The organism is Mesorhizobium sp. P2_E9, from assembly GCF_056403815.1.
Window position 1 is genome coordinate 118,323 of sequence record NZ_JBFUET010000003.1, and the last position, 12,520, is coordinate 130,842.

At 62.7% G+C, this 12,520-nt stretch carries 12 protein-coding genes; 4 read left to right on the forward strand and 8 right to left on the reverse strand.

What is annotated here, in order from left to right; translation table 11 throughout:
• Positions 1-64: 64 nt before the first annotated feature.
• A complete protein-coding gene (locus AC1D05_RS06610; protein ID WP_477439342.1) occupies positions 65-1,018 on the forward strand; it encodes an alpha/beta hydrolase in 954 nt (317 codons plus the stop codon).
• A 30-nt stretch (positions 1,019-1,048) separates the two neighbouring features.
• Here AC1D05_RS06610 and AC1D05_RS06615 read toward each other — a convergent pair whose 3' ends face one another.
• Positions 1,049-1,948, reverse strand: coding sequence for a LysR substrate-binding domain-containing protein (locus tag AC1D05_RS06615; protein WP_013531163.1), 900 nt, complete (start codon positions 1,946-1,948; stop codon positions 1,049-1,051).
• 228 nt (positions 1,949-2,176) lie between these two features.
• Here AC1D05_RS06615 and AC1D05_RS06620 point away from each other — a divergent pair, with 228 nt between their 5' ends.
• The 3 genes from AC1D05_RS06620 (at position 2,177) to AC1D05_RS06630 (ending at position 4,143) form a co-directional block, all read left to right on the forward strand.
• Entirely contained in the window at positions 2,177-2,362 is a 186-nt protein-coding gene (locus AC1D05_RS06620; RefSeq protein WP_477439344.1) for a hypothetical protein, read from the forward strand.
• A gap of 363 nt (positions 2,363-2,725) precedes the next feature.
• Positions 2,726-2,860, forward strand: coding sequence for a hypothetical protein (locus tag AC1D05_RS06625; RefSeq protein WP_013894968.1), 135 nt, complete (start codon positions 2,726-2,728; stop codon positions 2,858-2,860).
• A gap of 344 nt (positions 2,861-3,204) precedes the next feature.
• Positions 3,205-4,143, forward strand: coding sequence for a GlxA family transcriptional regulator (locus AC1D05_RS06630; RefSeq protein ID WP_348647147.1), 939 nt, complete (start codon positions 3,205-3,207; stop codon positions 4,141-4,143).
• A 26-nt stretch (positions 4,144-4,169) separates the two neighbouring features.
• On the opposite strand, the gene AC1D05_RS06635 is transcribed toward AC1D05_RS06630, so the two are convergent.
• The 7 genes from AC1D05_RS06635 to AC1D05_RS06665 all read right to left on the reverse strand — a co-directional run bounded on the left by AC1D05_RS06635 (position 4,170) and on the right by AC1D05_RS06665 (position 12,513).
• Positions 4,170-4,967, reverse strand: a complete 798-nt coding sequence (locus AC1D05_RS06635) for an ABC transporter ATP-binding protein (protein WP_477439346.1) — start codon at positions 4,965-4,967, stop codon at positions 4,170-4,172.
• Entirely contained in the window at positions 4,964-5,737 is a 774-nt protein-coding gene (locus AC1D05_RS06640; protein WP_183460440.1) for an ABC transporter permease, read from the reverse strand. The genes AC1D05_RS06635 and AC1D05_RS06640 overlap by 4 nt, the downstream gene beginning before the upstream one ends.
• An 87-nt stretch (positions 5,738-5,824) precedes the next feature.
• The gene (locus AC1D05_RS06645; protein ID WP_477439348.1) at positions 5,825-6,775 is read right to left on the reverse strand and encodes an ABC transporter substrate-binding protein; all 951 of its coding nucleotides are present in this window, start codon (positions 6,773-6,775) and stop codon (positions 5,825-5,827) included.
• 98 nt (positions 6,776-6,873) lie between these two features.
• Positions 6,874-7,722, reverse strand: coding sequence for a DUF1194 domain-containing protein (locus tag AC1D05_RS06650; RefSeq protein ID WP_477439350.1), 849 nt, complete (start codon positions 7,720-7,722; stop codon positions 6,874-6,876).
• Positions 7,723-7,815: 93 nt separating this feature from the next.
• Positions 7,816-10,377, reverse strand: coding sequence for a GcvT family protein (locus AC1D05_RS06655; protein ID WP_477439352.1), 2,562 nt, complete (start codon positions 10,375-10,377; stop codon positions 7,816-7,818).
• A gap of 148 nt (positions 10,378-10,525) precedes the next feature.
• Positions 10,526-11,284: an FkbM family methyltransferase gene (locus tag AC1D05_RS06660; protein ID WP_477439354.1), complete on the reverse strand. Its 759-nt coding sequence runs from the start codon at positions 11,282-11,284 to the stop codon at positions 10,526-10,528.
• A complete protein-coding gene (locus tag AC1D05_RS06665) occupies positions 11,281-12,513 on the reverse strand; it encodes a hypothetical protein (protein ID WP_477439356.1) in 1,233 nt (410 codons plus the stop codon). The genes AC1D05_RS06660 and AC1D05_RS06665 overlap by 4 nt, the downstream gene beginning before the upstream one ends.
• Positions 12,514-12,520: the final 7 nt, after the last annotated feature.

Here is a 12,520-nt window from a genome sequence, read left to right on the forward strand (position 1 = left end):
GTACGATCTTCGGAAATAGTGGAGGTTTCTCTTAGTCGGCTCTTGCCGAAGTTCGTGTATCCGCATGCCAAGTTTCAAAAGCCACGTCGTGTCCTTCGTGCTCAGGTACAGCCGCAAAAAGGCGTTTTCCAGCCCGGAAAACCTGCAGCGCTGGATCGCGGCCGCGCGCAAGACCGAGGATCATCACCCGCCCGCCTCGCTGCAGCAGCGCCTGGACATCCAGACACGCACCGTCGACGGTTTTCCGGTCTACGAAATCGCTCCGAGGGCCGGCGAGCACAAGCGCATCCTCTATTTGCATGGCGGCGCCTATGTGTTTGAGATCACGCCCTATCACTGGCACCTGATCGCCGACATGGCCGACCAGCTGGGATACGGCATCACCGTGCCGATCTATCCCATCGCCCCGGAACACGATTTCCACGCCATGTTCGGCATGGTCGGCGACGTCTATCGCCAGATGCTCGACGAGACGGAGGCGGAAGACATCATCTTCATGGGCGATTCCGCCGGCGGCAACATGGCCGTGGTGCTGACCATGATGGCTGCCGAAGAAGGCTTGCCACTGCCGTCGCGCCATGTGCTGATCTCGCCCGGCGTCGACATGTCGCTTTCCAACCCAAAGCTGTTCGAGGCCGAGCGCAACGACCCCTGGCTCGGCATTCCAGGCGGCCTCGAAGCGATCCGGATGTACAGTGCCGGCATCGACCGCAGCGACTGGCACATCAGCCCGCTCTACGGTGATCTCTCCGTGCTGCCCAAGACACTGCTTCTGACGGGCTCGCGTGATCTCCTGACCCCCGACAATCTGGTCTTCGCGGAAAAGGCGCGTGCCGCCGGCGCCGAGGTCGACGTTATCCATGAGCAAGGCATGTTCCACGTCTGGCCACTGTTCGACATGCCGGAATCGCGGCGCGCCCGCCTGCACATCGTGGCGTTTCTCAACGAGAGCCCCTCGCCGATCAGGCAAGACACGAAAACAAGGTTCGAAGCGCCCTCCGCCGAGGCGGCGGAGTAGCGCTTCTGCTTTCGGTCTGATCCGGACGGATCAGAACTTGCCGGTTTCCCGGAACACTTCGAACGTCGCGCGGATATGGTCGGCGACGGCCTTGACCGGCGCGCTGGCGTCCGGCGCCACCACCATGGCCAGATTGTAGGTGCCGATATCGGGCATGCCGTCCTTCGGGCAGAGTTCGACCATGTCGTTGCCCAGAAACGACTTCGGCAGCGGCGCCACCGCGAGGTCGGACATGATCGCGGCGCGCTGGCCGGCCGTGTGTGCGCTCATATAGGCGATGCGGTAGTTGCGGCCTTCGCGTCCCAGCGCATCGAGCGCACCGGCCCGCCAGGCGCAGCCCTCCTCCCACAGCGACACCGGCAGCGGTTCGCGCAGATGCGCGCAGCCGCCCTTGGCGCCGGCCCAGACGATCGGCTCGGTCAAAAGCACCTCGGCGCCGAGCGCGCTGGTCTTGTAGGAATTGGTCAGAAGCGTGATGTCGAGCGCGCGGTCGTCCATGCGCCGGCGCAGATTGCTGCTCTGGTCGATGGTGACGTCGACGGCGATCGAGGGATGCGACTGCGCGAAGCGCTTCAGCACATGCGGCAGCACACGCTCGCCGTAATCATCCGGCGAACCGAGCCGCACCACGCCGACAATCTCGGGAATGATGAACTTCGAGACCACCTCGCGGTTGATCGACAGCAGCCGGCGGGCATAGCCGAGCAGCATCTCGCCGTCCGTGGTCAGCGACACCGAGCGGGCGTCGCGCGCGAACACCGAGCGGCCGAGAATGTCCTCCAGCTTCTTGATCTGCATGGAGACGGCCGACGGCGTGCGGAAGACGGCATTGGCGGCGGTGGTGAAGCTGCCGGTCTCGGCGATCGCCACGAAAGTGCGCAAAACGTCGAGATCGAGCAGTGGTAGCGGATGATTGAGCGGGGCGTTCATGGGAAGCGACCTTCAATTTTTCTGATACAAAGCATCATTCCATTTCGTTTGATTGAACATCAGATCAGGAGGATAGTCAACTCCATCGAAGCAGGTAGCTGCCACAAGCAGCCACGAAACGACCACGACACAGACCTGTAATCGACATGAAATGGGGTTGAAACACGCCGCGTGTAAGGCCCCATCAAAGGCCGGAATATCTCCGACCCGCCACCAAAGGAGAAGGAAATGTCTATCCTGTCGTCCCTCGGTCGCATCGCGACTGAATTCAGCGCGGCCCGCGCCCGCTACCAGACCGAACGCGCCATCCGCTCCTTGCCGATCGAACTGCAGAAGGATATCGGCTGGCCTGAAGCTTCCGACAGCAAGTCCGGCATTCGCAACGGCGTTGGATCCTGGGCTGGAGCAAAGTAAACCGTGTGTACCAAATGCTGAAGGCCTGCCGCGCGCACCCAGCCCGGCAGGCCTTCTCTACTTTACCCCTTGGCCCTCTGCACTTTATTTGTATTCAAATGAGTTTTGGAGCCATGTCGCCAACGCATGGCGCATATGAGCAAGCCGCATAGCGGCTCATGTTTCCGATTAATGCCTTGTAAATAATCGTAAATTTCAGGCACGCTGCCCAAATTTGTCGCATTCGGTGTCGCATTTCATATCAAGCGCTTCGCTTTTGCGATTTGGTTTCACGCAGCACAAGCCTATATCACCACCAGCAAACGAGCTGCCCCACTCCATCAAGCGAAGGCGACCCGTCTGAGCAACCGATTGGAGATGATCATGAAGCTTTTTGCCCGCCTCTTCGCCCGCCGCGAAATGAACCTGACGACCGCTCTCGAGCGTCAGCGCCTTGCCAACACCATGCCCGGCCAGACCGGCGCCATGGCTGCGGCGCGCCTCGGCTTCGTCGCCTGAAGATTTCTCCCAGGCAGCGCCTCCCTGCCGCTGCTTAAGACTGTAACGCCGCCTGGCTCCAGCCACGGCGGCGTTTTTGTTTTGCCTTTGCGCATTTGCCCACCGGCTGGACAGTTGTTGCTGCTCTTCGGGGCAACGCCGCACAGCAATTGCCCATTTGCGACCCATGTCGCAAATTTTGTCTCACTGAGGCAGCGTAGCCGATTGACAAGCATGGTTTTTCCTGATGACGCTATGCTATTCGCGACATCCTGTTCGCGTCATGGCTGCGTGAGGTTCCCTTGAACGCCGTAAAGCATCCGATCAAGCGATCGTTTGTGTTCTTCCTTATCCCCGATTTCACCATGATCGCTTTTGCGACCGCGCTCGACCCGTTGCGCTCGGCCAACCGCATGCTCGGCTACGAGGCCTATCGCTGGCGTCTGGCCAGCATCGACGGCAAGCCGGTGCGCGCCTCCAACGGCGTCGAATGCGCGGTCAACACCTCGCTTGAGGAAGAGCGCAAGAAGATGGCCGGGCCGGATCGGCCCAACATGGCCATCGTCTGCAGCGGCATCAATGTCGAGCGCTACCAGAACAAGTCGGCCTTCGCCTGGCTGCGCGAAGAGTACAATCGCGGCGTCGCTGTCGGCGGCCTGTGCACGGGTGCCCATATCCTTGCTGCTGCCGGCCTCTTGTCCAACAAGCGCTGCGCCATCCACTGGGAAAACCTGCCGGGCTTTTCCGAAGCGTTCCCGAAGGCCAATGTCTTTGCCGACCTCTTCGAGATCGACCAGAACATCTACACTTGCGCCGGCGGCACCGCCGCGCTCGACATGATGCTGAAGCTCATCGGCGACGATTTCGACGAGAGCCTCGTCAATCGTGTGTGCGAGCAGGTGCTGACCGACCGCGTGCGCAGCCCGACCGACCGCCAGCGCCTGCCGCTGCGCGCCCGCCTCGGCGTGCAGAACTCGAAGGTGCTGACCATTATCGAGCTGATGGAAGGCAATCTGTCCGAGCCGCTGTCGCTGATCGAGATCGCCGACCATGTCGACCTGTCGCGCCGCCAGATCGAGCGGCTGTTCCGCACCGAGATGGGCCGCTCCCCTGCCCGCTACTATCTGGAAATCCGGCTCGACCGCGCAAGGCATCTGCTGATCCAGTCGTCGATGCCGGTGGTCGAAGTGGCGGTCGCCTGCGGCTTCGTCTCGGCCTCGCATTTCTCCAAATGCTACCGCGAACTCTATGCCCGCTCGCCGCAGCAGGAGCGCGTCGACCGCAAGCAGCTGCTGGCGGCCTGATCCCTGGATCAAGCCTTGATCCGCGATCAGGCCTCGGCCGGCTGCCCCTGAGCTGTCCGCATCGCCTCGACGCGGATGTCCTCGGTCAGCCGCGCCTTCAGGCCTGAGAATTCCTGGCTGGTCTTCAGCGTGTAGTGGCGTGGATGCGGCAGGTCGATGGCGACATCCGACTTGATGCGGCCGGGCCGCGCCGTCATCACGATGACGCGCGAGGCCATGAAGATCGCCTCCTCGATGTCGTGAGTGACGAACAGCACCGTCTTCTTGCGCCGTTCCCAGATGCCGAGCAGCAGTTCCTGCATCAGGCCACGGGTCTGGTTGTCGAGGGCGCCGAACGGCTCGTCCAGCAACAGGATTTCCGGATCGTTGGCGAGCGCCCGGGCAATCGCCGTGCGCTGCTGCATGCCGCCGGACAGCTGCTTCGGCCAATGGTTCTCGAATCCCTTCAGGCCGACGAGGTCGACATAGGAGGCGACGATCCCGTCCCGCTCCTTTTGCGCCATGCCGCGTTCGCGCAGGCCAAAGGCGATGTTTTCGGCGACCGTCAACCACGGGAACAGCGTGTAGGACTGGAAGACCATGCCGCGATCCGGCCCCGGCCGCGTCACCGCCTTGCCGTCGAGCAGCACACGGCCTTCGCTCGGCGCCTCCAGGCCGGCGACGATCCTCAGCAGCGTCGACTTTCCACAGCCTGATGGCCCGAGAATGGTGATGAAATCGTTGGCGGCGACCTTCAGGTCGACCGGCATCAGCGCCTTGACCGGCTGTCCGCCGCGCACGCCGGCAAAGGTGCGTGAGACGCCCTCGATGAGAAGCTTGCTCACGCCAGGCTCCATGGAAAGAGCCAGCGGTTGAAGGCCTTGAAGGCGAAATCGGACAACAGTCCGATCAGCCCGATGACGATGATGCCGAAGATGATCTGCCCTGTCGCCAGCCGCGACTGGCTGTTGATGATCATGTAGCCGATGCCGGACGATGAGCCGATCAGCTCGGCGACGATGACATAGGTCCAGGCCCAGCCGAGCACCAGCCGCAGCGTCTCGGCGATTTCGGGCGCATTGGCCGGCATGATCACCCGTTTGACGATGCCATTGTTGGTCGAGCCCAGCGTGTAGGCCGCCTCGACCAGATCGCGCCGCGTGGAGCCGACCTTGACGGCGACGATCAGGATGATCTGGAACACCGAGCCGACGAAGATGACCAGCAGCTTTTCCAGCTCGCCGATGCCGGCCCACAGGATGAGCAGCGGAATGAACGCCGACGCCGGCAGATAGCGGGCGAAGGAGACGAACGGCTCCAGGAACGCTTCCACCGGCTTCCAGGCGCCCATGGCGATGCCGATCGGCACGGCGACGACCGAGGCCAGCACGAAGCCGCCAAAGACACGCCAGATGGTGATCAGTATGTCGAGCCAGAAACGGTCCTCGACCAGCAGCCGCCAGCCATCCCGCAGCATTGACAGCGGATCGGCGAGGAAGATGCGGTTGACGTGGCCGCCAAGCGTGATCCAGGCCCAGAAGGCGACGAACAGCACGAAGAAGGAAATGCCGAGCACGGTTCGCAGGCCCGGCGAGACTGGGTGCAAGGGGCGCATCTTCACATCGTCCCCATCAAATGGTCACGTGTCCAGGAGAGGACGGCGGCGCCAGGCGCCGCCGCAGGATGGGCAAAGGCCGGACGATCAGTTGGACACCGCGCTGGTGTCGGCCAGCGTGGCAACATCGGGCGCTTCCTTGATCAGCCCCATTTGCAGCAGCAGATCGCCGGCGGTCTTGGAGAAATCCAAAAACTCCTTGGTGAAGAACTGCTTGTTCTCGGCCTTGTCGGCCCATTTCAGGTACTTCGCCGAATCCTCGAATTCCTTGGCCGACTGCTTCACGTCGGCGCCCATGATCTCGTAGGATTTCTGCGGGTCCTTCTTGATCAGGTCGAGCGCTTCGAAATAGCTGTCGGCCAGCGCCTTGGCGGCATCCGGATTGGCCTTGAGGAATTCAGGCGTGCAGCCGACCGTGTCGAGCACCATCGGGTAGTCGAGCGTGGTCGCCAGGATATGGCCTTGGTCGGACTTGTCGCGGACCGCCGAGATGAATGGCTCATAGGTGACGGCAGCATCGTTCTGGCCGGCGAGGAAGGCCTGCGCGGCCGCATCCGGCTCCAGATTGACGACGGTGACGTCCTTGGTCGACATGCCGTTCTTGTTCAGCACCCAGGCGAGCATGAAATAGGGCGACGTGCCCGGCGCCGAGGAGGCGACGTTCTTGCCCTTGAGATCGGCGACGCTCTTGATGTCGTTGCGCACGACGATGCCATCGGCGCCATAGGATTTGTCGAGCTGGAAAATCTGCTTGGTGGTCACGCCGCTGGCATTCCACACCAGCCAGGTCTCGACGGTGGTGGCAGCGCATTGCAGGTCGCCGCTGGCGATGGCGAGCGGACGGCTGGCCTGCGGCACCTTCTTCAAGGTCACGTCGAGGCCGTGCTTCTCGAAGAGCCCCGCTTGCTTGGCAAGCGTCAGCGGTGCAAAGCCGGTCCAGCCGCTGATGCCGATGGTGACCGAGGTGGCGGCCATCACCGGCGCGGACAATCCGGCGGCAAGCGTCAAGGTTGAGGCGAAAACGGCGATCCTGTTCATGTGAGTTCCCCTTTTGTTTTATCTCGGGGGAATTGTCTCACAGACGCCAATCGGCTTGTCAATCAACAGGATGGTGAGGCATGTCCCCGGGATAAGGCCTAGCGGCTGTCCAACATCCAGCTGCGGTTGCGCCACATCTTCTCGCCGATCTGGCAGTCGCTGGCGGGCTTGTCCTGTGCCAGCACCACGGGCGGATGATCCGCCTCCTCCGCCGCCCACTGCGGCGACGCCGGGCCGGCGAGCTCCAGCACCAGCTTGCGGCGTATGGCTTCGGGAAATTGCGTCCAGTCGTTGACTGGGATCATGAAGGCGCCGGGGCCGCCGATGACGCAGTCGCTGTAGTAGCGGTCGAGATCGTTGACATCGTAGGCGCCGGAAAAGCCGCCACGCGTCATCAGCGGCAGGCCGTTGATGATGATGCCTTGCCTGACCACGCCGTCGCGGGTGAGATTGACCGGCGCGCCCTGATTGTTGGGTCCGTCACCGGAAATATCGATGACCCGCTTGGTCCCCTGGTAGCCGCTCTCGGCGAACAGATCGGCACCGAACTCCATCGCCCCGGAGATCGACGTGCGCCGCGCGCTGTCGGGAGGATGGGCATCGAGTTGCGCCACCACTTTTTCCGCATCGGCCCGGCTGGCAATAACCGTCCACGGCACGATGACCTTCTGCCAGCTGGTGCCGGCCCATTCGACATAGGTGACGGCGATCTTGCCATAGGCGCCATCGGCGATCGCCTGCAGCACATTGTCATGCGTCAGCGCCGCCGCGTAGCCATGACGCTGGATCTCGAGCTCGTCCGCCGACATCGACAGCGAAACGTCGACCGCCAGCACCAGCTCGACATCGACCGGCTCATCCGCGCGGGATCCCGGCGCCAGCCAGAGCATCAGCACCAGCGCGGCGCAGCCGGAAAGGAGATGTCTTGCACACGGGAAAGCAGACATGCCGCAAGGGTAAGCGAAAACCGCTCGGTTAAGAAGACAAAAGCCCGGCTCGAAGCCAGGCTTTTGCAGTCGGTCCGTTGCTCCATCAGGAGATCAGCTGCGCGGCTTGAGATTCTCCGGGTCGTAGAGCGGCTTGTAGCCGACGCCAGCGACTTCGACCGGATAGGTTTCGCCGAAATACTCGACCTTGAGCTTGCGGCCTTCCTGCGCATACGAATGCGGCAGGTAGGCGAGCGCGATGTTCTTGCCGATGGTCGGGCCGTAGGCGACCGATGTAGTGAAGGAGCGGCGGCCGAGCTCGTCGACCAGCGTCTCTCCGGTCGCCGGATCCAGCACCGGCATGATGCCGACCGGAAAGCGCGCGACGCCTTTCGAATCGGTGTTTTCGGTCATCACCAGCGTGCACAAAGTCGCCGGCTGATGCTCGCGGGCGCGGTATTCGATATGCTTGGCCTTGCCGCAGAAATCGTTCTCCTTGACCTTCGGCCGCGCCAGATCGGCTTCGAGCAGATTGTACTCGGTCAGAAGATCGGCGTTCTGCAGCCGCAGGCTCTTTTCCATGCGGCGCGTATTGGCATAGGTCTCGACGCCGAACGGCATCACGCCGGTCGAGCGCAGCGCATCCCAGACGGCAAGGCCGTCCTCATAGCGCATATGCAGTTCCCAGCCCTGCTCGCCGACATAGGAGATGCGGAAAGCGGTGACATCCTTGCCGCCGATCCTGACCGGCTTGATTGCCGCGAAGGGGAAGTTTTCGAGCGACAGCCCGTCCGGATTCTCGACCACCTTCTGCAGGGTTGCCCGCGCGTTCGGACCCCAGATGCCGATGGTGACGTATTTTTCCGTCACATCGGTGATGGTGACGTCGAAACCTTTGTCCTGCGCGGTGCGCTGCATGTAGCGGAAGTCGCGCGGGCCGGCGTCGGCGCCATCGATCAAACGACAGCGGTCGGCCATGCGGATGACGGTAAAGTCGGCGCGCACCATGCCCTCCTCGTCGAGGAAGTGGGTGTAGATGCCCTTGCCGATATTGTTGTCGCCGCCGACCTTTGCCGCGCACAGCCATTCCAGCAGCGCGACATGGTCGGGTCCCTCGATGTCATACATCGAGAAATGCGACAGGTTGACGATACCGCAATCCTCGCTCATCGCCAGATGCTCGGCATTGGAGACGCGCCAGAAATGGCGGTTGTCCCACTCGTTCTCACGTATGGGAACGCGGTTGCCATACTTCTCCAAAAGGTGCTCGTTGGCGGCATAGCCATGGGCGCGCTCCCAGCCGCCCAGTTCCATGAAGTAGCCGCCGAGTTCCTTCTCGCGCTCCCAGAACGGCGAGCGCCTGATGTTGCGGCCCTTGGAGAACGGCTCGCGCGGATGCACCGCGGGATTATAGACCTTCATCGCCGTCTCGGTGCAGCGATCCCAGATGAACTGCTCCTTGGTCTGGTGCGGATAGAAGCGTGCATAGTCGATGGCGTGGTGGTCGATCGAAGTACGACCGTCGGTCATCCAGTCGGCGATCAGCTTGCCCATGCCGGGACCGTCCTTGACCCAGATGGCGACGGCATACCAGAGGCCCCTGACCTTCTGGCTTTCGCCCATCGACGGGCCGCCATCGGCGGTTACTTGCAGCAGGCCGTTGAAGGAATGGCTTTCGTTGTAGCCGAGTTCGCCCAGGATCGGCGTCAGTTCCATGGCGCGTTCGAGCGGCGCCAGGATCTGTTCCATGTCGAGGTCGCGCTGCGACGGCGACAGCCGCGCCTCGTGCTTTTCCAAGAGGTCGCGCGGATGGCAAAGGCGCGGATTGTTTTCTTCGTAATAGCCCCATTCGATCTGGCCGCCCTCGGCGGTCTTGGGGTCACCCGTGTCGCGCATATAGGCCGAGTTGCCCTGGTCGCGCAGCAGCGGCCAGCCGATCTCCTTGCCGGTGCCGGCGAACTCATTGTAAGGGCCGAAGAAAGTCAGCGGATGGTCGATCGGCATGACCGGCAGGTCCTCGCCGACCATTTCCGCGATCAGCCGGCCCCAGATGCCGGCGCAGACGATGACATAATCGGCCTCGATGGTGCCGCGGTCGGTCACCACGGAGGTGATGCGGCCGTCCTTGACGACGAGCGACCTGGCCGAAGTGTTGGCGAAGGATTTCAACTTACCAGACGCTTCCGCCTGGTCGACCAGCTTGCCGGCAACGGTCTGCGAGCGCGGGATGACGAGGCCGGCGTCCGGGTCCCACAGGCCGCCCTGCACCATCGCTTCTTCGATCAGCGGGAACTTTTCCTTGATCTCAGCCGGCTCGATCAGGCGCGCCCGCGTGCCGAAAGCCTTGGCCGAAGCGATCTTGCGCTTGATCTCGTCCATGCGGCCGTCGTCGCCGATGCGAGCCACTTCGAGGCCGCCGATGCGAGCGTAGTGACCCATCTTCTCGTAGAAATCGATGGAATAAAGCGTCGTCCAGCAAGACAGGAAATCGTGGCTGGTCGTGTAGCAGAAGTCGGAAGCATGCGCGGTCGAGCCGATATCGGTCGGGATGCCGGACTTGTCGATGCCGACAATATCGTCCCAGCCGCGCTCGATCAGGTGATGCGCGATCGATGCCCCGACAATACCGCCGAGGCCAATGATGACGACCTTCGCCTTTTTCGGAAACTCTGCCATTGCCCGCAACTCCAAAGCTATTCCGGGCAGCGTCGGCGCCCGTCTTGATCGGCGCACAATATGCAGGCGACCGGGACGACGCTACCGCCTGTTTGCGACACGCCGCAGGTGCGGCGCGACCCGATATGATCAGGCAGAAACGGCAGCGTCAGGCGAACGCCCAGACATCCTCGGCCTGGAAGCCGACCTGGTAGCCCGCCGTCTTCAGCTTGACCACGACCTGGCCGATCTCCGGGGCCGGCAACGCGCCGACTTCCACCTTGATCATGCCAGGACGATAGCGCTTGAGGTCGAGCTGCTCGAAGACGATCCAGTCCGCGCCTTCGCAATCGACGAGGAAGGCGTCGATGTGGGTGATGCCGTTGCGGTCGAGCAATGTCTGCAGTGTTTCCGATGGCACCTCGATGTCCCTGAGGTGCGGTGCGAATTTGTTGAAGTTGGCGTCGGCCTCGCCCCAGGCATTCTTGCCCGACATCAGATTGGTGTCGGTGACCGACGAGCAGCCTATGAATTCAAGGGGCAATGTACCGGCCTCGAGGGCTGCGGCATCGAAAGTATGGACGGTGATCGTGCCCTTGGTCCTGGTGACGGCCACTGGCTCGATGATGAAGCGATCCGCATCGGGATAGTTGGCGCGCAGCCGCTTCTGATTGTACGGGATCGGCTCGACCATCATGGCGCGGGCGCCGGAAATCTTGTGCAGCCATGGCGTCACATCGTCGAACAGCGCGCCATCACAGGCGCCGACATTGACCATCTGGAACGGCTGCCCTGCCCCACCGAAGCGTGCTTTCATGGCCGCCTTGGCCAAGAATTTCGTACCGCGCAGCGACGGCCCACGATCGAGCAGGCCTGAGGGAAGGCCGAGCGACAAGGCGATGCGCGCCAGGTTGGGTAGCGAACTCATGGCTTGTCTCCGGGAATGATGTGCAAGGCGGCGCGATGCTGACCACGCGCCACGGCTGCCCACAGCGCCATGAACGGCGTCGCCAGCAGCAGGAAGGGCGGGATCAGGTGTGGAAAATAGATGCGTGTATCGTGGATCGGAAAGACCGTGAACTTGGCCAGTGCCCCCAGCACCAGCGCCGCGAACAAAATGCCGGCACGGCGGTCGAGGCGGAAGCCGGCGCGGCCGGCTGCGAACCAGCCGGCCAGTGCCAGCACCGAAACGCCGACCCAGCTGTCCAGGTTGACGGCGCGCAGCAGCGATGTCGCAAACGCCCTGAGATAAGCGGTGACCGAAAACGCCGGCTCGAAGCCGTCCATATTGTAGTGCTGCTCGATGCTGGAGAACCACAGATGCGGCCACCAGCCGGGATGCTGGGCCCAGTGCGAAATGGCGAAATAGGCGACGAAGGACGCGGCAAAGCCGGCCAGCGCGCCCCAGGCCTTTTGCCGGAAGACGACCAGCAGCACCGCGAAAACGGCAAGGAAAACAATATTGTCCGGCCGCACCATGAAGGCGAGGAAGAGCAGGACCGCCGTCGCCACCTCGCGGCCTCTGATATACGCGTAGAGCCCGCCGAGCAGCAGCGCCGACGTGAGCAGGTCCGGCGTCGAAGCCCGCGCCGCGTCGCCGAAATCGGCCATGATCAGCACTGCGCCGACCACTGGCGCCAGCGCCAAAGCCTTTTCCGAACGCAGCCAGAGCAGCGTGATCGCGCCAAACAGCAGCACCGAAAACACCTGCACCAAGCGCATCGCCTCGACCGGCGACATCACCGCGCTCAGCGTTGAAAGGATTTCGGCGTAGAGGAATTTTATCCGGTACATACCGAGCAGCGAATGGAAGTCGGCGGCATTGTCCGTCATGTGGCTGCGGAAGCCGCCGCCATCGTCGGTCAGCGCCTTGTAGTCGCCGGCCGAAACGCCTGATTTGGCGGTGCTGTAGGCATAGTCATGCAGCGCCTGCGCGTCGGGATAGCTGCCTTCCTCCGATATTGCGAGATAGGGCAGCATGTCCCAGTTTGCGTCGGGCATCACCCACGCCGTGAACGCCGTCAGAAGGAGGTAGAGCGCGAAGGCGGCCGCGCCGATCGGTGCGGCCAGCCGCGCATAGGTCCCCTCGCCCCACGCCAGACCGGTCTCGGTGAGCCGGTCGAGCGGGCCTTTCGCAGCGGGAGATTTGGTCAGCATTGTTGCG

Bases quoted from the DNA above. Each gene is read 5' to 3' on its own strand.
- AC1D05_RS06610 (WP_477439342.1), top strand. From the start codon at position 65: ATGCCAAGTTTCAAAAGCCACGTCGTGTCCTTCGTGCTCAGGTACAGC.
- AC1D05_RS06640 (WP_183460440.1), bottom strand. From the start codon at position 5,737: ATGCGCCCCTTGCACCCAGTCTCGCCGGGCCTGCGAACCGTGCTCGGC.
- AC1D05_RS06655 (WP_477439352.1), bottom strand. From the start codon at position 10,377: ATGGCAGAGTTTCCGAAAAAGGCGAAGGTCGTCATCATTGGCCTCGGC.
- AC1D05_RS06620 (WP_477439344.1), top strand. From the start codon at position 2,177: ATGTCTATCCTGTCGTCCCTCGGTCGCATCGCGACTGAATTCAGCGCG.
- AC1D05_RS06660 (WP_477439354.1), bottom strand. From the start codon at position 11,284: ATGAGTTCGCTACCCAACCTGGCGCGCATCGCCTTGTCGCTCGGCCTT.
- AC1D05_RS06650 (WP_477439350.1), bottom strand. From the start codon at position 7,722: ATGTCTGCTTTCCCGTGTGCAAGACATCTCCTTTCCGGCTGCGCCGCG.
- AC1D05_RS06625 (WP_013894968.1), top strand. From the start codon at position 2,726: ATGAAGCTTTTTGCCCGCCTCTTCGCCCGCCGCGAAATGAACCTGACG.
- AC1D05_RS06665 (WP_477439356.1), bottom strand. From the start codon at position 12,513: ATGCTGACCAAATCTCCCGCTGCGAAAGGCCCGCTCGACCGGCTCACC.
- AC1D05_RS06630 (WP_348647147.1), top strand. From the start codon at position 3,205: ATGATCGCTTTTGCGACCGCGCTCGACCCGTTGCGCTCGGCCAACCGC.
- AC1D05_RS06645 (WP_477439348.1), bottom strand. From the start codon at position 6,775: ATGAACAGGATCGCCGTTTTCGCCTCAACCTTGACGCTTGCCGCCGGA.
- AC1D05_RS06615 (WP_013531163.1), bottom strand. From the start codon at position 1,948: ATGAACGCCCCGCTCAATCATCCGCTACCACTGCTCGATCTCGACGTT.